The organism is Aeromonas sp. 19NY04SH05-1 (assembly GCF_040581895.1).
Taxonomy (GTDB): Bacteria; Pseudomonadota; Gammaproteobacteria; order Enterobacterales; family Aeromonadaceae; genus Aeromonas; species Aeromonas enteropelogenes.
Window position 1 is genome coordinate 1,041,604 of record NZ_CP095328.1, and the last position, 22,510, is coordinate 1,064,113.

The following is a 22,510-nucleotide window of genomic DNA, read 5'->3' on the forward strand; positions in this document are numbered from 1 at the left end:
TGCCCATGGTGGGCAGATAGACAAATCCCGCCGCTGGCGGGATTTTTGTCAGTGGACCCGGGTTCTTCGCAGCCGTTTTAGTCATGGAATCGCTTATGGTGTTGTCATCCGAATTACTGGCCAGCATTCTGGAAGAGGTGCGCCCGCTGCTGGGGCAAGGCAAGGTGGCCGACTACATTCCCGCCCTGGCCCAGGTGCCCGCCGATCGGCTTGGCATGGCGGTCTGTACCGTGGAGGGAGAGCTGTTCACCGCAGGTGATGCCTTCGAGCCCTTCTCCATCCAGAGTATCTCCAAGGCCCTGAGCCTTACGCTGGCCCTCACCCTCTATCAGGAGGAGGAGATCTGGGCCCGGGTGGGCAAGGAGCCGTCCGGCCAGCCATTCAACTCCCTGGTCCAGCTGGAATTTGAACAGGGCATTCCCCGCAATCCCTTCATCAATGCCGGGGCTCTGGTGGTGAGCGATCTGCTGGAGACCCGCCTGACCGCCCCGCGCCAGCGCACCCTGGAGCTGGCCCGCCGTCTTTCCGGCAACCCGGCCATCATGGCGGATCAGATAGTGGCCCGCTCCGAATACCAGCACTCCGCCCGCAACGCCGCCATCGCCTACCTGATGAAGGCTTATGGCAACTTCGAAAATGAAGTGGACAAGGTGCTGCAAAGCTACTTCAATGCCTGCGCGATCCGTATGAGTTGCGTCGATCTGGCGCGGGCCTTCATCTATCTGGCCAACCGGGGTGTGCCGCTCGGTGAGACGACTCCGCTGCTGCCGGCCCGTACCACCAAGCAGGTCAATGCTCTGCTCGCCACCTGCGGCCTCTATGACGAGGCCGGTGATTTTGCCTATCGGGTGGGGATGCCGGGCAAATCCGGGGTCGGCGGCGGCATCATCGCCCTCATCCCGGGTGAGTTGTGCGTCTGTGTCTGGTCGCCCGAGCTCAACAAGGCCGGCAATTCGCTGGCGGGCACGGCGGCGCTGGAGTTGCTGGCCGAGCGCCTGGGCCGCTCCATTTTTTAACCTTGTTCAATGAATCGAGAGATCATCATGAAACGATATCTTCGCTCTCTGCAGGCCGCACTGGCGACCTTGCTGCTCTGGTGTGCCTGGCCCGTCCTTGCTGCCGAATTGCCGTCGCTCACCCTGACCGATGCCAAGGCCAAGCAGGCGGTCATCCTGGATACCCGTGCCAGCTACTTCTATCAGGGGTGGCCAATGGAGGGCGAGCAGCAGGGTGGCCATGTGGCCGGGGCCGAACTCCTCTCCGCTGACTGGAAATACAGTGATGAAGAGTGGCCCAAGGCGCTTGCCGCCAAGGGACTGAAAGCCGATCGACCGGTCGTTCTTTACGGTGCGCCGCGCGAGGTGGCCGAGGTGGCTCGCCTGTTGCGCCAGCAGGGCATCAAGCAGCTGTTCGAGCTGCAGGATTGGCAGAGTGCCCCGCGCGAGTATCTGGTTCGCTGGCAGCAGCTGGTCTATCCGCAGTGGCTGGCAGATCTGCAGGCCGGCAAGCCGGTGGTGGCCGCGCCGAAAGGGGAGTGGAAGTTGTTCGAGGTGGATTGGGGGGCACCCAAGGCCTACCTCATCAGCCACATTCCGGGGGCGGGGTATATCGACACCAACCGCCTGGAGGAGGAGCCGCTGTGGAACAAGGTCTCTGACGAGGCGCTCAAGAAGCTGCTGCTGGAAAATGGCATCCGTCACGATACCACCGTCATCCTCTATGGTCGCAACACCATGGCGGCGGCCCGGGCGGCCCACCTGATGATGTATGCCGGAGTGGAAGACGTGCGGTTGCTGGACGGCGGCCTGGAGGCCTGGTTTGGCCAGCATCTGCGCACCGAAACCGGCCTGCCCAACACCTTTGCACCGGTCAAAGAGTTCGGGGCCACCATTCCTGTGCATCCCGAGTACCTCACCACCCTGGCCCAGGCCAAGGAGCTGCTCAAACAGCCCGATGGCGCCCTGGTCAGTGTGCGAACCTGGGACGAGTTTGTCGGCAACACCTCGGGTTACAGCTACATCAAGCCGAAAGGGGACATCCCGGGGGCCAAGTGGGGGCGTGGTGGCGTGGATGCCAACAGCATGAGCGACTTCCACAACCCGGACGGCACCATGAAACCGGCCGGCGAGATCCTCGCCATGTGGGATGAGTGGAACATAGAGCCGACCCAGCAGGCCGCCTTCTATTGCGGTACCGGCTGGCGCGCTTCCGAGGCCTTCTTCTACGCCTGGCTGATGGACTGGAAGCGGATCAGCGTCTATGACGGTGGCTGGTACGAGTGGAGCATGGATCCCAAGAATCCCACGGTGACCGGTGAGCGTCAGCCCGCCAAGTAATTGATAATCGTGAAAAGGCCGGACATCTGTCCGGCTTTTTTTATCCCGGTTCGTGTCAGCGGCCACGGAACACTACACTTTTTGCGAAGAGATATCAGATCGACGTGAGGAGTGACTGATGAAACGGGTATGGATAAGTCTGCTGGTGGCAGGGATGCTGGGGCAGGGGGCCATGGCCGCAGAGCGGGCCCGCTATCTGGTGCAGATCAAACCGGGTGCCAGCGACTCCGTGCTGGCCCAGAGTCGGGGGATGGGGGGCGAGCTGGCACTGGTGCTGAAGGAGCAAAATGCCCTTGCACTCTGGTTGCCGTCGACGGCAGTCACAGCCTTGGCGCGTAATCCCAACGTACTCTGGGTTGAACCGGATGCCAAACGTTATGCCAGTGCCGAAACGCTGCCTTACGGCATTCCCATGGTCCAGGCGCCGCAGCTGAGTGATGCGGCGGCCGGGGAGGTACTGATATGCATCATCGACTCGGGTTACAGCGGCAATCATCCCGACTTGCCGCATGGGGCTCAGGTACAGGGCAGTGACAATGCCGGTACCGGCAGCTGGAGCAGCGACGAAAATGGCCACGGCACCCATGTGGCGGGCACCATAGCCGCAGTGGGTGGCAACGACATGGGCGTGGTCGGGGTGCTGCCGAACCAGAGCGTGCCGCTGCACATCATCAAGGTGTTTGGCGCCAATGGCTGGGCCTATACCTCCAACCTGGTGGGGGCACTCAACGCCTGCCAGCAGGCAATGTCCAGCCGTGGTTTTACCCGCATGGTCATCAATATGAGTCTGGGGGGGAGTGTCCCCAGCAAGACCGAAGAGAGAGCCTTCAACCAGGCCTACAGCCAGAATGTGCTGAGCGTGGCGGCGGCAGGCAATGCCGGCAATACCAGCAAGTCCTATCCTGCCTCCTACAGCAGTGTGGTGAGCGTGGCAGCCATCGATGCCAACAAGCAGCTTGCCTATTTCTCCCAACGCAACGATCAGGTGGAGCTCGCGGCACCCGGTGTCTCAGTGATGTCGACCGTGCCGGGCGGTTACGCCTACTACAGTGGCACTTCGATGGCGACGCCTCACGTGGTCGGGGTGGCCGCCCTGGTCTGGTCGCAGCGGCTGGAGTGCAGCAACGATCAATTGCGCCAGACCTTGCGCCTCAGTGCCCAGGATCTGGGAACGGCCGGACGGGACAACAGCTATGGCTACGGCCTGGTGCAGGCCAGGGCGGCGGCGGATCGGCTGGTGCTCGGGTGTGACGGCAGCACTAGCAGCACGGGCGGTGGCAAGCAAGGGGGACGCAAGTAGCTGATAGTTGGCTAAAATCCCTCAGGCTTGGCGATTCTGGACTAGGCTTCAAACACCGCCCTCGGTGTTGAGGGAGAACACAGGGAGATGAGACTGGTGATGAAACAACTGATGATTATCCTGGTATGTGCATTCGGGTTGGTGGCGTGCAGTTCCCAATACATCATGAGTACCAAAGACGGGAAAATGATCACCACCGACAGCAAGCCCAGGCTGGACGAGAGCACCGGCATGTATCGTTATTACGATGAAGAAGGGCGTGAGGTGATGATCAAGAAGGATGACGTCACCCAGATCATGGAGCGCTGATTGCCATCAGTGGTCACAGGGGCTGCCCATGGGCAGCCCCTGTCATTTTCGGGCCTCTCTCCCGAAATGATTAATTCGCTCACACTTTGTTATTAGTGGATGATTTTTCAGCAAGATTTATTAATCGGGTACAGCTGCCGTTATGGTTTCGCCGCTATCATGACGCTCCGTTTTATTGGAGGTGTTATGTCCCTGATGTCTGTCCTTAAATCACGTCTTTCCGTCCGAGCCCTGCTGGGGGGCGCCTTGCTGGCCGTTGCATCGAGCAGCTACGCAGGCGATGACCAATTTACCCTGGGACGGACCATACTGCTGGGGGCCGGGGAGCATGGCGCAACCATCCCTTTGGTGATCTGCCGTCAGACCAAATATATCAAGGTGAAGGCCGAGCGGGATTTGACCCTGGAGCGTGTGGTGGTGACCTATGGTGGTGATCGCACCAAAACCATCTATTTTGATCGGGAAATGCGTGGCGAGAAAGAAACGGAGTGGCGCTCGCTGGGTTCACGTCGCTGCGTGAAGAAAATTGAAGTCTATGGTAATTCAGAGCGTAGCAAGGCTGGCGTTAAAGTATTTGGTCGCAAGTAAACGAATACTGCCTGGATATTAATTTTCTTGTTCCGTGAATATGGCGAGCCGGGTGGCTCGCCATTTTTTTATTATTTTTTCGGACGGAAGGGTTTGATGACGGTTTCATCGCATTCGAGATAAGGTCCTTCCATCAGATCGATACAGTAGGGGATGGCGGGGAAGACGGCGTCCAGGCACTCACGGATGGACTTTGGCTTGCCCGGCAAGTTGACGATCAGGGTGTCATCCCGCAAGCCGGCGGTCTGGCGGGAGAGAATGGCGGTTGGCACAAACTTGAGAGATTCGGCCCGCATCAGCTCGCCAAAGCCGGGCATCATGCGATCGCATACCGCTTCGGTGGCTTCCGGGGTGACATCTCGCTTGGCCGGGCCGGTACCGCCGGTGGTGACCACAAGGCAGCACTCCTCTTCATCCGCCAGGCGGATCAGGGTTGCCTCGATCTGATCCTGCTCATCCGGGATCACCTGGTAAACAGGCTCCCACTCCGAAGTCAGGTAGGCGTTTAGGGTGTCGATGATGGCCTTGCCGGAGAGGTCTTCATAGATGCCGGCACTGGCACGATCGCTGACAGTAACGATACCGATTTTTGCCTTGCTCATGGTCTGCTCTTGGTTGCGCTGAATAAGTGGAAAATAAAATAGCATAATCAGCAAGATAAGTTAAACGATGGTAGCTTGGGCAGCGATGCTTGATTGAAATATAAGTGTCGAATGAAGCAAAAATAATGAGTCTGGTTCGTTTGGTCGCAATAAAAGAGGAGCGGGATAATACAAAATTGTATAAGTGGAACCGAGTTCAGGATTGAATTAATAATTTATTGAAATGTATCGATAATTACAGGCTTTGCTGTCAGTTTGAGTCTTATTGTTTCTGGCAAGGCGCACTTTTGGGAGTGAACCCGGGATTGTTCAGGCGTATATAAAAACGAGAGAGGCCGATGATGAGCCGTCGTCTTTTCTCAGTCCATATTGCGGTGCATGATGGAGGGCATCTTTATGGAATTGCCTGATTTCGATACCCTGAAAGAGCTTGCCGCCACTGAGCCGGCCCAACTCGAGACGATACTGCAGCAACAGATAGATGAGTTGATGGCCCGGGCGGGGCCTGAGCAGCAGCGTCGTCTGTTGGGCCTGCAGTTCCAGATTGATGGCCAGCGCCGTCTGGCAAAAAACAATCTCGACAGTTGCATCCGGATTGCCAATATGATGAAAGACTCCTTTTATTTGATGCAAACCGAAATGATGCAATTCAAGGAGGAGGAGCTGCCAGATGAAAACGATAGCAGCAGCAAAATAGTCCGGCTGGCAGATTATCAACATCTTAAATAATCTTCTGTAGTTTATTTTTACCTGATTAAATCCAGCAAGCCTGACAGGAATATAGTCGGAGAGGGGATTCTGTTGTTATTTATAAGATGACTTGTAATGAAGTTGTGATTGCCTTGGCGTTATTTAATAAATAATGACGATATGTCACTGATAGCAGTAGATGAATAGCGGCAAGAAGTAAGCTAGTATGACCAAAGTTTTAATTGCTACGACTCGAAGGGATTATGAGAAGTATCACGCCAAGGCGGGTGTTGTCGCGGGAGCAGCAGACCGAGATCACCCGCATTATCGTCAAGGTGGGGCAAATGCTGGCCCAGTTTGGCGCAGAAAGCCGCATCATAGAGCAGACCACGGTTCGGTTGGGGTTGGCGCTGGGGCTGGAGAGCGTCGAGATGGCCATCTCCTCCAGCGCTATCGTGCTTACCAGCCTCTATCAGGGAGGATGCGTCACCACCACCCGCAGAGTACGGGAGCATGGCATCAATATGCAGGTGGTGTGCGAAATCCAGCGTATCTGCATCATGGCGGAAAAAGAATTGATTGGTGCCCGAGAAGTGCGCCAACGGCTCGAGGCCATAGTGCCGTTTCACTACCATCCCTGGTTGGTGGTGCCCATGGTCGGGCTATCCTGCGGCGCGTTCAGCCTGCTGTTTGGCGGTGACTGGCCCATCTTCCTGGTCACCTGTTTCTCCTCCGCCGTGGCGATGCGGGTGCGCCAGCTGATGGCTCGCCATCACCACAGCCCCTTGATCAACTTTGCTGTGACCGGCTTTATCGCGACCCTGCTCTCCTCCAGCGCCACCTTCTTCCATTGGGGTGAGCAACCCTATCTGGCCATGGCGGCCAGCGTGTTGCTGCTGGTGCCGGGCTTCCCGCTCATCAATGCGGTCTCCGATATGGTGAAGGGCTACTTCAATATGGGGCTGGCCCGCTGGGGCACAGCGACCCTGCTGACCATCAGCGCAGCCATCGGTATTATCCTGGCGATGACGGTGACGGGCATCTGGGGGTGGAAGGTATGATGGTTGTTGACTCTGAGTTGGCACATGAGGATCTGGCCATCAGCGCAGGAAGCCATATCGGCATCATTCTGACCATCTCGGTGACCGGAATCAGGGGGGGGAAAGTATGATGGATCTGCTCTGGCTGCTGGCCAAGGATGCCTTCTGGTCGGCCATACCGGCGGTGGGTTTTGCCATGATCTTCAACGTGCCGCCGCGCATGCTCAAATATTGCGCCATGGGCGGGGCGCTGGCCCACAGCCTGCGTACCCTGCTCATCCATTACGGCATGACCATCGAATGGGCTACCCTGGCGGCGGCGACCACGGTCGGGTTTGTCTGCGTCTACTGGTCACGCCGCCTGCTGGCGCCCCGCCCCGTATTCAGCGTCGCTTCCATCATTCCAATGATCCCGGGCAGCTATGCGTTCAAGACCATGATTGCGGTGGTTGAGCTCAATATCTCGGGGGTGAGCATGGAGCTTATCCAGAGCGCGGTGGAGAACGGGTTAAAGTCTATCTTTATCGTAGGGGCCCTAAGTTTTGGGTTGGCGATCCCCTCTCTGGTCGTATATCGTAACCGGCCCATAATTTAGATGGTTTTGTGAGAGGCTGACACCATGAAGATTTCCATGATCGCCGCCATGGCCCAGGATCGGGTGATCGGCAAGGACAACCAGATGCCCTGGCATCTGCCGGCCGATCTGGCCCACTTCAAGCGGGTCACGCTCGGCAAGCCGGTACTGATGGGGCGCAAGACCTTCGAGTCCATTGGTCGCCCCTTGCCCGGGCGTCGCAATTTGATTATTAGCCGCAACGCCGCCTATGCAGCCCCTGAAGGAACCGAGGTGTTTCCATCCATCGAGGCCGTGTTGGCAACGCTGGCAGAGGTGGGGGAAGTGGACGAGTTGATGGTGATCGGCGGTGGTCACCTCTATGGCCAGCTGCTGGCCAAGGCCGATTGCCTCTATCTGACCCGCATCGAGCTGGCGGTGGAGGGGGACACCCGCTTTCCTGCGTTTGATGACGGCCAGTGGCAGCTTGTTGAAAGCGAAGCCCATCCCGCCGACGAGAAAAACCCGCATCCCTATCGTTTCGAGACCTGGCAGCGCTGCTGCTGAACCTCATTGCATCATCGTTGAAGCCAAAAAGCCCCTGGTGCCGCACAAGGGGCTTTTTCTTGCAATGAAGCTTCTGCCTGGCAGACAAGATCTCTGCCATGGCTGCACCAAAGCGCGCTACTTCATTCGCTCCTTTTTTGGCTTGATATCGTTAGGGTTGTAATAATTTTTACAGCTTTGATGACTGTTCGGGAGCATGTCCCGGCGCCACCCCCGAAAAGCCTGATCTTTCTCCCGCTCTTCCTGACTGGTCAAAACGCAACAATGATGAGTTACCTGACCACATAATTCATGCTGGCATGGTCCATGCTTTTTTGACGCTCAAGCTTTCCTGTTTTTCATCCCGGCGATGGCGTCGCCAACCTTGTTAATACGGGTGATTCTGAACCTGCTGACGACTCCCATTTTCTTGCCAGCGTTCCCTCTGTCACTGACTGTTCAATAAAAATATCAATTATTTAAATGGCGAAGCATTTTTCATCCTGTCATCTGAATAATGTTCAACTTAATGTATTTTTGTTGTTCAAATAAACCCTTTTTAATCAATAAATTGGCTGATTCCGTTCTTTTCTAGTGGCATGTAAACCTTTTTTTCTAGATGCAGATTGCTTAGTGTTAAAAGTAATTGGCTCACGTTCGGCAGGCAAATTGTCAAGATGTCGACCATGAAAAAAGGACAGTATGACAGTCAAAATCGAAGTCAAATCACTCTATAAAATCTTCGGAGAACAGCCGGAAAAGGCGTTCAAATTGCTGGCGAAAGGGCACGATCGCGCCAGCATTCTAAAAAAGACCGGACAGACCCTGGGTGTGCAGGGGGTCGATCTGGCCATCCACGAGGGGGAGATCTTCGTCGTGATGGGCTTGTCCGGCTCGGGTAAATCTACTCTGGTGCGGCTCTTCAACCGGCTGATCGAGCCGACCCGTGGTCAGGTACTGATCGATGGTGAGGACATTGCCGCCATCTCGGACAGAGAACTGCGTCAAGTGCGGCGCAAGAAGATCAGCATGGTGTTTCAGTCTTTTGCTCTTATGCCTCATCTGACCGTGCTGGAAAATACCGCCTTTGGCCTGGAGCTGGCTGGCGTGCCGCTTCTCGAGCGCCAGCAAAGTGCCCGTCAAGCTCTCGATCAGGTGGGGCTGGGGCCCTGGATGAATGCCTTCCCCGACGCCCTCTCCGGTGGCATGAAGCAGCGGGTTGGCCTGGCCCGAGCGCTGGCCAATGACCCCGACATTCTGTTGATGGATGAGGCCTTCTCCGCGCTGGATCCGCTGATCCGCACCGAGATGCAGGATGAGTTGCTCAAGCTGCAGGCCAGCCATCAACGCACCATCGTCTTCATCTCTCACGATCTGGACGAGGCGATGCGCATCGGTGATCGCATCGCCATCATGCAGGATGGGCAGGTGATCCAGGTCGGGACGCCCGACGAGATCCTGAGTCAGCCTGCCAACGACTATGTGCGTGCCTTCTTTCGCGGTGTGGATCTGGCCAACGTGTTCAGTGCTCGCGATATCGTCAGCCGCAAGCAGATGCCGCTTATCAAGAAGCACACCACGGACGGGCCGGCCAACGCCCTGCGCCAACTCAAGCAGCAGGATCGTGAGTTTGGTTATGTGGTTGATCGTGCTCGTCGTTTCGTGGGCGTTGTCTCTCTCGCATCGCTGGCGCGCACTGTGGATAGCAAGGGCAGTCTGGAACAGGCCTTGCTGGATGAGGTGACACCGCTATTGGCCGATACCCCGCTGCATGAGCTGATCAGCCAGGTAGCGGCGGCTCCCTGCCAGGTGCCGGTTATTGAGGAGGATGGTACTTACCTGGGCCTCATTTCGAAGGCGAATCTACTCAACACCCTGGACAGGAGTACCCCGGCATGAAGCAGTTACTCTCCCTCTGCCTGGCACTCCTGTTGCTGGCAAGCTACCCCGCATGGGCTGAAGAGGCGACGGCCAATCATCAAGATGATGCGGTCAGCAGTGAGACTACGGACGCGGCCGAGGATCCCTGGGGCAGTTCAACCGAGACGGCGGTGGCCAGCAATGACTGGCAGGCCGAGCTTGCTGCGAAAGCGGAAGAGCCGGCTTTCGACCCCCTGGATCCTTTCCAGCATGCCTGGGTGCCACTCGATAGCTGGGTCGAACAGGGTATTGACGTGCTGGTGAGCAACTTCAGACCCCTGTTCCAGATCATACGTGCTCCCGTCGAAGTGACACTCAATGCGCTGACCAGTGCGCTGCAGAGCATTCCTTCTTCCATCATGGTTGTGCTATTGACCCTGGTTGCCTGGCAACTGGTCAGTGGGCGGATGGCGTTGGGGACGTTGGTCTCGCTGATCGGCATAGGTCTTATCGGTGCCTGGGCTGATGCCATGGTGACCCTGTCGCTGGTGCTGACTTCACTCTTCTTCTGCATCCTGATTGGCTTGCCGGCCGGTATTCTGCTGGCCCGTAGCGAGAAGGCGACCACCTGGACCCGGCCGTTGCTGGATGCCATGCAGACGACCCCGGCCTTTGTCTATCTCATCCCCATCGTCATGTTGTTTGGCATAGGAAATGTGCCCGGGGTGGTGGTGACCATCATCTTTGCATTGCCGCCCATGATCAGACTGACCATCCTCGGCATTCGTCAGGTACCGGAGGATCTCATCGAGGCTGGGAATTCATTTGGTGCCAGCCCCTCCCAGCTGCTGTTCAAGGTGCAGCTGCCGCTCGCCATGCCCACCATCATGGCCGGGGTCAATCAGTCGCTGATGCTTTCCCTCTCCATGGTGGTGATCGCTTCCATGATAGCCGTGGGGGGGCTTGGCCAGATGGTATTGCGCGGTATCGGACGTCTCGACATGGGGATGGCCTCGGTAGGGGGGCTTGGCATTGTGCTGCTGGCCATAGTGCTGGATCGCATGACCCAGGCGATGGGCCAGTCCAAATCAGGGCATGCTGGCCGCTGGTATCGGCGTGGTCCCATTGCCCTGTTGCTCGCCCCGTTCGAACATCGCCACAAGACTCACACCAAAGGAGGACAAGTATGACAGCCATTACCCAAGGAATGACGCTGGGTTGCCTGCTGCTGAGCACGGCCGCCATGGCCGGTGTAACGGTTCAACCCATCCAGAGTACGTTGCCGGAGGAAGCCTTTCAGACCCTGCTGGTGAGCAAGCTGCTGGGTGAGCTGGGTTATGATGTCAAACCAGCCAAAGAGGCGGACTACAACGTAGGATATGCCTCGGTCGCCAGTGGCGATGCCACTTTTCTCGCTTTCAACTGGGATCCGCTCCATAAGGACAAGTATGAAAAGGCCGGGGGCGATACCAAGTTCTACCGCAAGGGTACCTATGTGACCGGGGCGGCCCAGGGTTATCTCATCGACAAGGCTACTGCCGACAAATACGGCATCACCAACATAGCCCAGTTGAAGGATCCCAAGCTGGCTGCCCTGTTTGACAGCGATGGCGATGGCAAGGCTGATCTGGCCGGCTGCAATCCGGGTTGGGGCTGCGAGATGGTGATCAATCATCAGCTCAAGACGTACGGTCTGGCACAGACAGTGACGCATCAACAGGGCAATTATGCGGCCATCATTGCCGACACTATTACCCGCTTCAAGGAACAAAAACCCGTGCTCTACTACACCTGGACCCCGTACTGGGTGAGTGGTGAGCTGGTGCCCGGCAAGGATGTGGTATGGCTGGAAGTGCCTTATACCGCCTTGCCAGAGGGACGTGAGGGGGATACCCAATTGGCGAATGGCAAAAACTATGGCTTTGAAATGAATACCATGCACATAGTGGCCAACAAGGGGTTTGCCGAGGCCAACCCCTCTGCCGCCAAGCTGTTTGCCGAGATGAAGCTGCCCATCAATGACATCAACGTACAAAATGGGCTGATGAAGCAGGGTCAGAACAAGCCGGCGGATATCGAGCGTCACGCAGATGCCTGGCTCAAGGGGCACGAGGCGCTGGTGAACGACTGGCTGACTCGGGCTCGCGCCGCGAAGTAAGCGGGGGCAGGGAACAAGAAAATGCAGCCATACCACTCAGGCATCCAAGTTCTTTGAGTGTCACTTATAAAAGCGCCCGGCAGTTGCCGGGCGATTTTTGTGATCGGAATGGTGCGTTGTCGGACGGGATCAGATGCCTGAACCGTCGCTCTCGCCACTCTCCTCGTGCAGGCCGCATTCGCGCTTGAGGCCGAAGAAGCGGGTCTGCTCCTCGCTCATGCCGGGCTCCCACTTGGCGGTGGTGTGCACGTCGCCCACCGACAGGTAGCCCTGCTCCCACAGCGGGTGGTAGGGGAGGTCGAACTCCTTGAAGTAGTAGAAGACGTCCTTGTTGCTCCAGTCGATCACCGGCAGGAACTTGAAGCGACCGCGCTGGATGGCCAGCACCGGCAGCTTGCCCCGGCTGCCTGACTGCTCACGGCGCAGGCCAGAGAACCAGGTGCGGGCGCCGAGCTCGTTCAGGGCGCGGTCCATGGGCTCCACCTTGTTGAGCTGGTTGTAGCGGGTGATCCCCTCCACTCCCTGCTCCCACAGGAGGCCGAAGCGGGCCTCCTGCCAGGCCGGGGTGAGCGCGGCCCGGTAGATCTTGAGGTTGAGCGCGAGACGCTCGGTCAGCTCGTCGATAAAGCGGTAGGTCTCGGGGAAGAGATAACCGGTATCGGTCAGCACCACCGGCACGTCGGCCCGCTCGCGGCTCACCAGGTGCAGCATGAGCGCCGCCTGGATGCCGAAGCTCGATGACAGCACGTGCTCTCCCGGCAGGTTGGTCAGGGCCCAGCGCACCCGCTCGGGGGCGCTCATGGCGTCCAGCGCCCGGTTGAGGGGGGCCAGCGCCTCGACCTGCTCCTCCCGGCTCAAGGCCAGCAGGGCGTCGAGGTCGAGCCGACCGTCGGCGGTGCGCGCCAGCAGTTCGGTATCAGTTTGTTCAGGCTGCATAGAAGTCCCTCGCGGAGTCGATGACCGGGGCTATGATGCCGGCGCGAATGACGAAATCGCCGAAGCACTCGCCCGGGTTGCGATCCTTGGCCCAGCGGCCGATCAGGGCGTCCAGCTCCGCCAGGATCTGCGGCTCGGTGATGTTCTCCAGATGCAGGCGCGGGATGCGGGTCCCCTCCAGATTGCCACCCAGGTGCAGGTTGTAGCGGCCGGGCGCCTTGCCCACCAGACCCACTTCCGCCAGCATGGCGCGGCCGCAGCCGTTGGGGCAACCGGTGACCCGGAAGATGATGGCGTCATCCGCCAGCCCATGTTTGGTGAGCAGCCCCTCGATATCGGTGACAAACGCCGGCAGCATGCGCTCGGCCTCGGCCATCGCCAGCGGGCAGGTGGGCAGGGCCACGCAGGCCATGGACTGCTTGCGCTGCTCGCTCACGCCGTCATCCAGCAGGCCGTACTGGCGGGCCAGCGCTTCGATGCGGGCCTTCTCGCCGGCCGGGACGCCCGCGATGATGAGGTTCTGGTTGGCGGTGAGGCGGAAGTCCCCCTGATGCACCTTGGCGATCTCCAGCATGCCGGTCTTGAGGGGCTTGCCCGGGAAGTCCAGCAGACGGCCGTTCTCGATGAACAGGGTCAGGTGATGCTTGCCGTCGATCCCCTCGACCCAGCCGAAGCGATCGCCACGGCTGGTGAACTCATAGGGACGTACCGGCCCGAACTGGATGCCGGCACGGCTCTCCACCTCGGCCTTGAAGGCCTCGATCCCCACCCGTTCAAGGGTGTACTTGGTCTTGGCGTTCTTGCGGTTGACCCGGTTGCCCCAGTCGCGCTGGGTACTGACCACGGCGGCCGCCACCTCCAGCACGTGGGAGAGGGGCACGAAGCCGAAGTCGCTCGCCTTGCGCGGATAAGTGGTGGTGTCACCGTGGGTCATGGCCAGGCCCCCGCCCACCAGTACGTTGAAACCCACCAGCTTGCCACCTTCGGCGATGGCCACGAAGTTGAGATCGTTGGCGTGGATGTCCACGTCGTTGTGGGGCGGGATCACCACGGTCGTCTTGAACTTGCGCGGCAGGTAGTTGGAACCCAGGATCGGCTCCTCGTCACCCCCCAGCTTCTCGCCGTCCAGCCAGATCTCCACGTAGGCGCGGGTCTTGGGCAGCAGGTGTTCGGAGATCTTCTTGGCCCACTCGTAGGCCTCCTGGTGCAGCTCGGACTCCACCGGGTTGCTGGTGCAGAGCACGTTGCGGTTCACGTCGCCGGCGGTGGCGATGGAGTCGATGCCGGTGCTGTTGAGGGTCTGGTGCATCAGCTTGATGTCGCGCTTGAGCACCCCGTGGAACTGGAAGGTCTGGCGGGTGGTCAGGCGGATGCTGCCGTACAGGCTGTGTTCCTCGGCAAACTTGTCGATCACCAGCCACTGGGCCGGGGTGATGATGCCGCCGGGCAGGCGGGCACGCAGCATGACGTTGTGCAGTGGCTCCAGCTTCTGGGCGGCGCGCTCCGGGCGGATGTCGCGGTCATCCTGCTGATACATGCCGTGGAAGCGGATCAGCTGGAAGTTGTCGCCGTTGAAGCCGCCAGTGAGCGGGTCCTTGAGATCCTGCTCTATGGTGCCGCGCAGAAAGTTGCTCTCGCGTTTCAGACGTTCGTTGTCGGCCAGCGGTCCTTCCACCGGTCCTGGAATAACTTGTTTGCTCATCAATAGACATCCCTTTGATAACGTTTGGCACGACGCAATTCGCTCAGATACTCTTCTGCTTCCTCACGGCTCTTCTGGCCATGTTCGGCAATCACATCCAGCAGGGCTTCCTGCACATCCTTCGCCATGTGGTTGGCGTCGCCGCACACATAGAAGTGAGCGCCTGCTTCCAGCCACTGGTAGAGCTCGAGCCCCGCCTCGCGCAGGCGGTCCTGCACATAAATCTTGTTGGCCTGATCCCGGCTGAAGGCCAGGGAGATCTTCGACAGCAGGCCCGACTTCACATAACGCTGCCACTCCACCTGATAGAGGAAGTCCTGGGTAAAGTGCGGATTGCCGAAGAAGAGCCAGTTCTTGCCCTCCGCCCCTTGCGCTTCCCGCTCCTGCAAGAAGGCCCGGAAGGGGGCGATGCCGGTGCCCGGGCCCACCATGATGACGGGAGTGTCGGGGTTTTGCGGCAGGCGGAAGTTGTCGTTGTGCTCCACGAATACCCGCACCTCGGCATCCTCAGGCAGACGGTCCGCCAGATAGGAGGAGGCGGCGCCACTGCGCACTGTGCCATCTTCCTGCGGGTAGCGCACCACGCCGACGGTCAGGTGCACCTCCTCTTCCACCTCGCTCTGGCTGGAGGCGATGGAGTAGAGGCGTGGAGTGAGCGGGCGCAGCAGGCTGATCAGCTGTTCGGCTGTGAGCGCGGTCGGGAAGCGTTTGAGCACATCCACCACCTGGGCGCTGGCCACCAGCGCGTTGACCTGGGCCTTGTCGCCGGCCAGATCCTTGAGCGCCGCGTTGTCCGAGATCTCTGCCAAGCCGGTGATAAAGCCGCCGTGCAAGCGGGTCAGCTCAAGCTCGCGGCTGAGCACCTCGCGCAGGCTGCCGCGGGCGGTGGCCTCGTCGCCGGAAAGATGAGCCAGCGCCAAGACCTCACCGACCAGGTCGGCATCGTTGTCAAACCAGATGCCCAGCGCATCCCCCGGCTGGTAGCGGATGTCTGACTCTTCCAGGCTGATCTCGATGTGGCGGATATCCTTGGTCGAGTCGCGACCGGTGATCTTCTGGTTGACCGAGAGCCTGGCCGGGAAGGGGTTCTCCTTGCTGTACTGGCTGTGGCCGACAGCCTGCTGTACCGCGCTGGCTACGCTGCTGCCGGCAGGGCCGGCAGAGAGGGGGGCGGCGATGGCGTTGAGCGCCTGTTCGCCCCATGCCTTGGCGGCATCCTGATAATCCACGTCCAGGCTGGCGAGTTCATGCACCCGGTCGGCGCCGGCCTTGGTCAGCAGGCTGTCAAAGTCCTTGCCGGTCTGGCAGAAGAACTCATAGGAGCTGTCACCCAGCCCCAGCACGGCGAACTTGAGTCCTTCCAGCTTGCCGACCTTGCCCTTCTTGAGCTGCTCGTACAGATCGACCGCGCTCTCCGGCGGTTCCCCCTCCCCGTAAGTGCTCACTACCACCAGCAGGTGGGTCTCTTTCTTGAGCTGCTTGGGTTTGTAGTCCGCCATGGAGGTGAGAGTCACCGGTAGGCCACGGGCCTCTGCCTGCGCCTTGATGGCACTGGCCACGCCCTTGGCATTGCCGGTCTGGGAGCCGTAGAGAATGGTCAGGTTGCCGCCGGGGGCAACGGCTGCAGTGCTTGTAGCGACAGGCTGTTGACCGGACTGGGAGAGACCGTAGAGATAACCGCTGACCCAGGCGAGTTGCTGGGTATTGAGGGTTGAAAGTGCCTGGCTCAGCTGACGTTGCTGCTCATCAGAGAGGGGGGCGAGGTGGGTCAAGGGATCCTTCAATTGCATCACACACATCTTCCATGGGCTGATTTTTGGTCAGAGTAAGGGGTGTGATGGATAACAACAAAGAATAAAAATATCTTCTTTATTCCATTGTTGCATTAAAAGGAGAGAGCAGAGGTGTTAGCCATTCGGGGCGTAACGATTGTCATGGTATAAACAGCCATGAATGAGCCCCGAATTGATCACACAGGAAGCGTGAATGTCGACCATCAGATTGTTCCATGTCAATGCCTTCAGCAGGCAGCCCTTTGGCGGCAACCCGGCGGTGGTAGTGCTGGGACCGGCCTTGCCGGATGCCGGATTGCAGGCCATGGCGGCCGAGTTCAACTTGTCAGAGACCGCCTTTCTGGTGCCCCAGGGCCGGGTCCGCTACCAGCTGCGCTGGTTCACCCCCGAGCTGGAAGTGGACCTCTGTGGCCACGGCACTCTGGCAGCGGCCCACGTGTTGTGGCAGACGGGGGTGGTGGCAGAGGATGAGGTCATTCGCTTCGAGACCCGCAGCGGCGAGCTGCTGGCTCGGCGCGAAGGGGAGTGGATCTGGCTCGATTTTCCGTGCATCCCACTCACTCCTCTGGCGCTGGACCCTGCCTATGCTGTCGCCCTTGGTTGCAAGCCATTGCAGGCGCTGGCGGCGGGGGCCAAGTTCTTGTTTGAGCTAGCCAGTGAAGAGGAGGTGCGAGCGATTTCGCCCGATTTCCACGCCCTGCGAGCGCTGCCCGGTCGTGGCCTGATGGTGGCGGCGCCCTCGAGCGATCCGGATCATGACTTCGTCTCCCGCTACTTCGCCCCCTGGGTCGGGGTAGACGAGGATCCGGTGACCGGCTCCAACCACTGCGCCCTGGTGCCCTTCTGGGCCGAACGGCTAGGCAAACAGCAACTGCGGGCCCGCCAGATCTCGGCCCGGGGCGGTGAGCTGCGGCTTGAATTGCAGGGAGATCGGGTGCTGATGGCGGGTCAGGCCGTCACCTTGTGGCAGGGGGAGTGGCTGCTACCGCCGGCCTTATAAGCGGCAAGCTAGCGGCGTATTGAGTGTTCGCCACCGGCTGTGCCCGCCATAAAAAAAACGCCCCGCAGTTGCGGGGCGTTTTGATTGTCATGGACGGCAGCTGTGCTGCTGCGGCCCTGTTTCTTCGGCTCTTACTTTTGTGGACGCAGAGCCGGGAACAGGATGACGTCGCGGATGGTGTGGCTGTTGGTGAACAGCATCACCAGACGGTCGATACCGATGCCCTGACCAGCAGTCGGCGGCAGACCGTGTTCCAGCGCGGTCACGAAGTCGGCGTCGTAGAACATGGCTTCGTCATCGCCTGCGGCTTTCTGGTCAACCTGAGCCTGGAAGCGCTCGGCCTGATCTTCCGCATCGTTCAGCTCGGAGAAGCCGTTGGCCAGCTCGCGGCCGCCGATGAAGAATTCGAAGCGGTCGGTGACGTCCGGGTTCTGGTCGTTGCGACGGGCCAGCGGAGAGACGGCGGCCGGGTACTCGGTGATGAAGGTCGGTTGCAGCAGCATGTGCTCCACGGTCTCTTCGAAGATCGCGGTGATCACATGACCCAGCTCCCAGCTCTTCATCAGCTCGATGTGCAGGCGCTTGGCGACGGCGGTGGCCTTCTCCAGGGTCGCCAGATCGTCGCGGGTCACATCCGGGTTGTACTTCAGGATGGAGTCAACCATGGAGAGACGCTGGAACGGCTGACCGAAATCGATGGTCAGGCCCTCTTCGCCCTCTTTGGCGTAACGGATCTTGGTGTCGCCCAGAATGTCCTGCGCCAGGGTGCGCAGCATCTCTTCGGTGAGGTCCATCAGATCGATGTAGTCGGCGTAGGCCATATAGAACTCGAGCATGGTGAACTCGGGGTTATGGCGAACGGAGATACCTTCGTTACGGAAGTTGCGGTTGATCTCGTAGACACGCTCGAAGCCACCGACCACCAGACGCTTCAGATAGAGTTCCGGAGCGATACGCAGGTACATGTCGATGTCCAGCGCGTTGTGGTGGGTGATGAACGGACGGGCAGAGGCGCCACCCGGGATGACCTGCATCATGGGGGTTTCCACTTCCATGAAGCGCTTGTCGTTCAGGAACTTGCGGATACCGGCCACCACCTTGGTACGGGTCACGAAGGTCTTGCGGGACTCTTCGTTGGCGATCAGATCCAGGTAACGCTGACGGCAGCGGGCTTCCTGGTCGGTCAGACCCTTGTGCTTCTCGGGCAGCGGGCGCAGTGCCTTGGTCAGCAGGCGGATGTCGGAGACGTGCACGGACAGCTCGCCGGTCTGGGTCTTGAACAGGGTGCCTTCGACACCGACGATGTCACCCAGATCCCACTTCTTGAACTGCTCGTTGTAGAAGCCTTCCGGCAGGTCGTCACGAGTCACATAGACCTGGATCTTGCCAGCCATGTCCTGCAGGGTCGCGAAGGATGCCTTGCCCATGATCCGGCGGGTCATGATACGACCGGCAATCTTCACCCGTTTACCCAAGGCTGTCAGCTCCTCGGCGCTTTTGTCGCCAAACTCTGCCTGCAGATCGCCGGAGAGGCTGTCACGACGAAAGTCGTTGGGGAAGGGATTGCCCTGGGCGCGCAGGGCGGCCAGCTTGGAACGACGCTCTGTCATCTCATTGTTGAGTTCGAGAGTTTGGTCGACTTCCGGAGTAGTGGTTTGTTCAGACATGGTGATTCCTGCTTGTTTACAGACCTGATTTCAGGCTGGCTTCGATAAACTTGTCCAAGTCACCGTCGAGCACCGATTGGGTATTACGGGTTTCGACGCCGGTGCGCAGATCCTTGATACGGGAGTCATCCAGCACGTAAGAGCGGATCTGGCTGCCCCAACCGATATCGGACTTGGTCTCTTCCAGGGCTTGTTTCTCAGCGTTTTGCTTCTGAATTTCCAGCTCGTAGAGCTTGGCTTTCAGCTGCTTCATACACTGATCTTTGTTTTTGTGCTGGGAACGGTCGTTCTGGCACTGTACCACGACACCGGTCGGGACGTGGGTGATACGCACCGCGGATTCAGTCCGGTTAACGTGCTGACCGCCGGCACCGGAGGCGCGGTAGACGTCGATACGCAGATCGGCCGGGTTGATATCGATTTCGATATCGTCGTCGATCTCGGGATAGACGAACACGGAGCAGAACGAGGTGTGGCGACGGCCACCGGAATCGAACGGGGATTTGCGAACCAGACGGTGCACGCCGGTTTCGGTGCGCAGCCAGCCGAAGGCGTATTCGCCGGTGAACTTGATGGTGGCGGACTTGATGCCGGCCACGTCACCCTCGGAGCATTCGATGAGCTCCGGCTTGTAGCCGTGGGCATCGCCCCAGCGCAGGTACATGCGCAGCACCATGTTGGCCCAATCCTGTGCTTCGGTACCACCGGAGCCGGATTGAATGTCGATATAGCAGTCGGAACCGTCGTGCTGGCCGGAGAACATGCGGCGGAACTCCAGCTCCACCAGCTTGGCTTCCAGCTGCTCGGCTTCGGCGATGGCTTCGTTGAAGGTCTCTTCGTCTTCCCCTTCCACGGCCAGGCTTACCAGCATCTCGACATCTTCCACGCCCTGGGTCAGGGTATCGATGGTGCCAACCACGTTTTCCAGCGCGACACGCTCCTTGCCGAGCGCCTGTGCGCGCTCCGGCTCATTCCAGACGTCGGGCTGTTCCAGCTCGGCGTTTACCTCTTCCAGACGCTCTTTCTTGGCGTCATAGTCAAAGGTACCCCCTAAGAAGCTCGGTCCGCTCAGACAGCTCCTTAAGTTTGTTCAATACAGGATTAACTTCGAACATCGTGAAAACTCTCAGGATCGATGTGATTTGAAAACGGGTCATTCTAGCCAATTGTGGAAGGAATAAACAGGGCCGCCTGTCCTTGTGCGTGCCCTGTAGGCAATTTCTGGTGCAGTTTTCCCCACTCCAGTAGAAAATACCGCCCGCAACCCGGAATAAGGGTTCAGTTCTGGCTAATAACGTCGCTATAACATACGGGTGCCATGCACTTTTTGGGAAATCCTGTTCCTGATCTCATAAGAAGAACCATGATGAAAAATCTATCACTCAAGCAAAAGATACTGTTATCGGTGGTGATCGCCCTCTCGCTGGTGATCACCTTGCTCTCCTGGCAAGGCTACAGCAGCCAGAAGTCGCTGCTGTTGCAAGGCAGTCAGGAGCAGGTACAGCGTCTGGGTAACCAGCAGGCTGAACGGATCAGCGACTGGCTGGCTGCCCGTCGCGATGTAGTGCAGGCCCTTGGCAACAAGGCTGGCGCCGAGCCCCTTAATGCCCTGCAGCAGGCACAGGTCTCCGGCCGCTTCCAGCTCACCTATTTTGGCGAGAGCAGCGGCAAGATGAATGACTCTGACCCATCCATCAACCGTGACGGCTATGATCCCCGCTCCCGTGGCTGGTATCAGGAAGCCATGGCCAAGGGGGGCATGATAGTCACCAAACCCTATCTGGACGTGGCCTACAACATCCTGGTGGTGACCCTGGCCCAACCGGCCCAGGGCGGTGTGGTTGGCGGCGATCTCTCCATCGCCGCCCTGGTGGAAGACGTCACCAAGATGACTCTGCCGGCCGACGGTTTTGCCGTCATGATGCACAAGGATGGCACCGTCATCGCCTACAAGGATGCCGCCAAGGCGATGAAGCCGGCCACCGAGATCGACAACGATCTGACCAACGCCCTGATTGAACAGAGCAAGGCCAGCCACGAGCTGGTGCCGGCCTACTTCGACGGCGAAGGGCGCGACAAGCTGCTGTGGGCGGTGGACATTCCGGATACCGACTGGGAGCTGGTACTGGTACTGGACAAGGCGACCCTGGAGGCGCCGCTCTCCTCCCTGCTGATGACCCAGCTCGGCCTGGCCCTGTTGGTGCTGGTGGGCAGCATCCTCGCCATCTCCTGGCTGGTCAGCTTGCTGCTTGGCCCGCTCACCAAGGTTTCCCAGGCACTGGCCCGCATTGCAGACGGTAACGGCGATCTGACCCAGCGCATCAAGATCGACACCAATGACGAGGTCGGTCAGCTGGCCAACAGCTTCAACCGCTTCGTCGGCAGCCAGCACCAGCTGATCGGCAATATCCGCAAGCTGGCCAGCGAGCTGGACGCCGATGCCGAGCGCAGTCTGGTGACCAACCAGGCGGCGGTCGAAGAGCTGCAGCGCCAGCAGCAGGAGGTGACCATGGTCGCCACCGCGGTGACCGAGATGGCGAGCGCCACCCAGGAGATCGCCAACAACGCCGAGAGCACCGCTGCCGCGGCCCAACAGTCGGCCCAGAGCAGCGAGCAGGGCAAGATGCTGGTCAACAAGACTCGTCAATCCATCAACGGTCTGGCCGATGAAGTGGGTCAGGCGACCGAGGTGATCGGCGAGCTGAGCCGTCACGCACAGGCCATCTCCGGCATCCTCTCCACCATCCAGGGCATCGCCGAGCAGACCAACCTGCTGGCCCTGAACGCGGCCATCGAGGCGGCCCGTGCCGGTGAGCAGGGCCGTGGTTTCGCCGTGGTGGCGGACGAGGTGCGGGTGCTGTCGCGCCGTACCCAGGACTCCACCCAGGAGATCCAGTCCACCATCGAGACGCTGCAGCAGACCACCTCCCGTGCCGTGAGCCTGATGCAGACCAGTCAGGGGCTGGCCGACAACAGCGTGCAGGATGCCGATGCCGCCGCCGCCGCGCTCGAAGAGATCACCCAGGCCGTCTCCCTCATCTCCGACATGGCGGGCCAGATTGCCACTGCTGCCGAGGAGCAGACCCAGGTGACCGGCGAGATCACCCAGAACACCACCGCCATCAAGGATGTGAGCGACGAGATCACCGCCGCCGCCATGCGGGATCTGGATCAGGCCGCCGGACTCAAGGGACGGGCAACCGACCTGAACCAGCAGGTCGCGACCTTTATCCTGTAATCAGGCAGACCCGTTGCAACCGGGCCCCGCGATCGATGATCGCGGGGCTTTTTATTGGCCGTTATCGTGGTAGCCGCGGTTGGTAAAGGGGAGGTAGAGGGAAGAAACTTGCGTTTAACTCCCATGTGCCATGTGCCATGTGCCAGCATATCTGGCCCCTGGCCAGCACTCCGCCAAGCAGATTGTTGCCCA

Annotated in this window: 20 protein-coding genes; 14 read left to right on the forward strand and 6 right to left on the reverse strand. The window is 59.4% G+C overall.

The window, feature by feature from the left end; genetic code table 11:
• The first annotated feature begins 95 nt into the window (after positions 1-95).
• From glsB to MRK42_RS04920, 5 genes are all read left to right on the forward strand, one after another.
• Complete coding sequence (glsB, locus tag MRK42_RS04900; protein WP_042025762.1) at positions 96-1,016, forward strand: glutaminase B; 921 nt, start codon at positions 96-98, stop codon at positions 1,014-1,016.
• 27 nt (positions 1,017-1,043) lie between these two features.
• The gene (locus MRK42_RS04905) at positions 1,044-2,336 is read left to right on the forward strand and encodes a sulfurtransferase (RefSeq protein WP_201940492.1); all 1,293 of its coding nucleotides are present in this window, start codon (positions 1,044-1,046) and stop codon (positions 2,334-2,336) included.
• A 118-nt stretch (positions 2,337-2,454) separates the two neighbouring features.
• On the forward strand, positions 2,455-3,636 hold the full coding sequence (locus MRK42_RS04910; RefSeq protein ID WP_201940490.1) for a S8 family peptidase: 1,182 nt from the start codon (positions 2,455-2,457) through the stop codon (positions 3,634-3,636).
• Positions 3,637-3,735: 99 nt separating this feature from the next.
• Complete coding sequence (locus MRK42_RS04915; RefSeq protein WP_026456840.1) at positions 3,736-3,945, forward strand: YgdI/YgdR family lipoprotein; 210 nt, start codon at positions 3,736-3,738, stop codon at positions 3,943-3,945.
• A 186-nt stretch (positions 3,946-4,131) separates the two neighbouring features.
• A complete protein-coding gene (locus tag MRK42_RS04920) occupies positions 4,132-4,533 on the forward strand; it encodes a DUF2541 family protein (RefSeq protein WP_042072362.1) in 402 nt (133 codons plus the stop codon).
• A gap of 71 nt (positions 4,534-4,604) precedes the next feature.
• Here the strand turns inward: MRK42_RS04920 and mog are convergent, their stop codons facing one another.
• Positions 4,605-5,135 carry a molybdopterin adenylyltransferase gene (gene mog / locus MRK42_RS04925; protein ID WP_042025758.1) on the reverse strand — a complete coding sequence of 177 codons (531 nt, stop codon included), beginning with the start codon at positions 5,133-5,135 and terminating at the stop codon, positions 4,605-4,607.
• A gap of 396 nt (positions 5,136-5,531) precedes the next feature.
• Between mog and MRK42_RS04930 the strand changes: the two genes are divergently transcribed.
• The 7 genes from MRK42_RS04930 (at position 5,532) to proX (ending at position 11,982) form a co-directional block, all read left to right on the forward strand.
• Entirely contained in the window at positions 5,532-5,864 is a 333-nt protein-coding gene (locus MRK42_RS04930) for a DUF3135 domain-containing protein (protein WP_042025790.1), read from the forward strand.
• A 224-nt stretch (positions 5,865-6,088) separates the two neighbouring features.
• Positions 6,089-6,886 (forward strand): threonine/serine exporter family protein, encoded by a 798-nt coding sequence (locus MRK42_RS04935; RefSeq protein WP_042025757.1) that lies wholly within the window; start codon positions 6,089-6,091, stop codon positions 6,884-6,886.
• 106 nt (positions 6,887-6,992) lie between these two features.
• Positions 6,993-7,460, forward strand: coding sequence for a threonine/serine exporter family protein (locus MRK42_RS04940; RefSeq protein WP_026456638.1), 468 nt, complete (start codon positions 6,993-6,995; stop codon positions 7,458-7,460).
• A gap of 24 nt (positions 7,461-7,484) precedes the next feature.
• The gene (gene folA, locus MRK42_RS04945; RefSeq protein ID WP_042025756.1) at positions 7,485-7,985 is read left to right on the forward strand and encodes a type 3 dihydrofolate reductase; all 501 of its coding nucleotides are present in this window, start codon (positions 7,485-7,487) and stop codon (positions 7,983-7,985) included.
• A 681-nt stretch (positions 7,986-8,666) separates the two neighbouring features.
• Positions 8,667-9,863 carry a glycine betaine/L-proline ABC transporter ATP-binding protein ProV gene (proV, locus tag MRK42_RS04950; protein WP_042072359.1) on the forward strand — a complete coding sequence of 399 codons (1,197 nt, stop codon included), beginning with the start codon at positions 8,667-8,669 and terminating at the stop codon, positions 9,861-9,863.
• Positions 9,860-11,014: a glycine betaine/L-proline ABC transporter permease ProW gene (proW, locus tag MRK42_RS04955; protein WP_338611842.1), complete on the forward strand. Its 1,155-nt coding sequence runs from the start codon at positions 9,860-9,862 to the stop codon at positions 11,012-11,014. Before proV ends, proW begins: the two co-directional genes overlap by 4 nt.
• The gene (proX, locus tag MRK42_RS04960; RefSeq protein ID WP_201940488.1) at positions 11,011-11,982 is read left to right on the forward strand and encodes a glycine betaine/L-proline ABC transporter substrate-binding protein ProX; all 972 of its coding nucleotides are present in this window, start codon (positions 11,011-11,013) and stop codon (positions 11,980-11,982) included. The genes proW and proX overlap by 4 nt, the downstream gene beginning before the upstream one ends.
• A gap of 129 nt (positions 11,983-12,111) precedes the next feature.
• On the opposite strand, the gene MRK42_RS04965 is transcribed toward proX, so the two are convergent.
• The 3 genes from MRK42_RS04965 to MRK42_RS04975 are packed head-to-tail and all read right to left on the reverse strand — an operon-like array spanning position 12,112 to position 16,410.
• Entirely contained in the window at positions 12,112-12,918 is an 807-nt protein-coding gene (locus tag MRK42_RS04965; protein WP_201940486.1) for a phosphoadenylyl-sulfate reductase, read from the reverse strand.
• Positions 12,908-14,620, reverse strand: coding sequence for an assimilatory sulfite reductase (NADPH) hemoprotein subunit (gene cysI / locus MRK42_RS04970; RefSeq protein WP_201940484.1), 1,713 nt, complete (start codon positions 14,618-14,620; stop codon positions 12,908-12,910). The genes MRK42_RS04965 and cysI overlap by 11 nt, the downstream gene beginning before the upstream one ends.
• Positions 14,620-16,410 carry an assimilatory sulfite reductase (NADPH) flavoprotein subunit gene (locus tag MRK42_RS04975; RefSeq protein ID WP_201940625.1) on the reverse strand — a complete coding sequence of 597 codons (1,791 nt, stop codon included), beginning with the start codon at positions 16,408-16,410 and terminating at the stop codon, positions 14,620-14,622. The genes cysI and MRK42_RS04975 overlap by 1 nt, the downstream gene beginning before the upstream one ends.
• Before the next feature lie 196 nt (positions 16,411-16,606).
• Between MRK42_RS04975 and MRK42_RS04980 the strand changes: the two genes are divergently transcribed.
• Positions 16,607-17,413, forward strand: coding sequence for a PhzF family phenazine biosynthesis protein (locus MRK42_RS04980; protein ID WP_201940477.1), 807 nt, complete (start codon positions 16,607-16,609; stop codon positions 17,411-17,413).
• A 131-nt stretch (positions 17,414-17,544) separates the two neighbouring features.
• Here MRK42_RS04980 and lysS read toward each other — a convergent pair whose 3' ends face one another.
• Both lysS and prfB read right to left on the reverse strand, forming a co-directional pair.
• Entirely contained in the window at positions 17,545-19,023 is a 1,479-nt protein-coding gene (lysS, locus tag MRK42_RS04985) for a lysine--tRNA ligase (RefSeq protein ID WP_223380424.1), read from the reverse strand.
• 73 nt (positions 19,024-19,096) lie between these two features.
• A protein-coding gene (prfB, locus tag MRK42_RS04990; protein ID WP_124239217.1) for a peptide chain release factor 2 occupies positions 19,097-20,195 on the reverse strand; the annotation gives its coding sequence in 2 pieces (ribosomal slippage) (positions 19,097-20,119 and positions 20,121-20,195; 1,098 coding nt in all).
• Positions 20,196-20,446: 251 nt separating this feature from the next.
• On the opposite strand from prfB, the gene MRK42_RS04995 reads away from it, so the two are divergent.
• Positions 20,447-22,318, forward strand: a complete 1,872-nt coding sequence (locus tag MRK42_RS04995; protein ID WP_201940623.1) for a methyl-accepting chemotaxis protein — start codon at positions 20,447-20,449, stop codon at positions 22,316-22,318.
• Positions 22,319-22,510 lie beyond the last annotated feature (192 nt).

Bases quoted from the DNA above. Each gene is read 5' to 3' on its own strand.
- cysI (WP_201940484.1), bottom strand. From the start codon at position 14,620: ATGAGCAAACAAGTTATTCCAGGACCGGTGGAAGGACCGCTGGCCGAC.
- MRK42_RS04920 (WP_042072362.1), top strand. From the start codon at position 4,132: ATGTCCCTGATGTCTGTCCTTAAATCACGTCTTTCCGTCCGAGCCCTG.
- MRK42_RS04935 (WP_042025757.1), top strand. From the start codon at position 6,089: ATGAGAAGTATCACGCCAAGGCGGGTGTTGTCGCGGGAGCAGCAGACC.
- MRK42_RS04940 (WP_026456638.1), top strand. From the start codon at position 6,993: ATGATGGATCTGCTCTGGCTGCTGGCCAAGGATGCCTTCTGGTCGGCC.
- proW (WP_338611842.1), top strand. From the start codon at position 9,860: ATGAAGCAGTTACTCTCCCTCTGCCTGGCACTCCTGTTGCTGGCAAGC.
- MRK42_RS04975 (WP_201940625.1), bottom strand. From the start codon at position 16,410: ATGCAATTGAAGGATCCCTTGACCCACCTCGCCCCCCTCTCTGATGAG.
- MRK42_RS04995 (WP_201940623.1), top strand. From the start codon at position 20,447: ATGAAAAATCTATCACTCAAGCAAAAGATACTGTTATCGGTGGTGATC.
- MRK42_RS04965 (WP_201940486.1), bottom strand. From the start codon at position 12,918: ATGCAGCCTGAACAAACTGATACCGAACTGCTGGCGCGCACCGCCGAC.
- MRK42_RS04980 (WP_201940477.1), top strand. From the start codon at position 16,607: ATGTCGACCATCAGATTGTTCCATGTCAATGCCTTCAGCAGGCAGCCC.
- proV (WP_042072359.1), top strand. From the start codon at position 8,667: ATGACAGTCAAAATCGAAGTCAAATCACTCTATAAAATCTTCGGAGAA.
- MRK42_RS04905 (WP_201940492.1), top strand. From the start codon at position 1,044: ATGAAACGATATCTTCGCTCTCTGCAGGCCGCACTGGCGACCTTGCTG.
- MRK42_RS04910 (WP_201940490.1), top strand. From the start codon at position 2,455: ATGAAACGGGTATGGATAAGTCTGCTGGTGGCAGGGATGCTGGGGCAG.
- lysS (WP_223380424.1), bottom strand. From the start codon at position 19,023: ATGACAGAGCGTCGTTCCAAGCTGGCCGCCCTGCGCGCCCAGGGCAAT.
- MRK42_RS04930 (WP_042025790.1), top strand. From the start codon at position 5,532: ATGGAATTGCCTGATTTCGATACCCTGAAAGAGCTTGCCGCCACTGAG.
- MRK42_RS04915 (WP_026456840.1), top strand. From the start codon at position 3,736: ATGAAACAACTGATGATTATCCTGGTATGTGCATTCGGGTTGGTGGCG.
- glsB (WP_042025762.1), top strand. From the start codon at position 96: ATGGTGTTGTCATCCGAATTACTGGCCAGCATTCTGGAAGAGGTGCGC.
- mog (WP_042025758.1), bottom strand. From the start codon at position 5,135: ATGAGCAAGGCAAAAATCGGTATCGTTACTGTCAGCGATCGTGCCAGT.
- proX (WP_201940488.1), top strand. From the start codon at position 11,011: ATGACAGCCATTACCCAAGGAATGACGCTGGGTTGCCTGCTGCTGAGC.
- folA (WP_042025756.1), top strand. From the start codon at position 7,485: ATGAAGATTTCCATGATCGCCGCCATGGCCCAGGATCGGGTGATCGGC.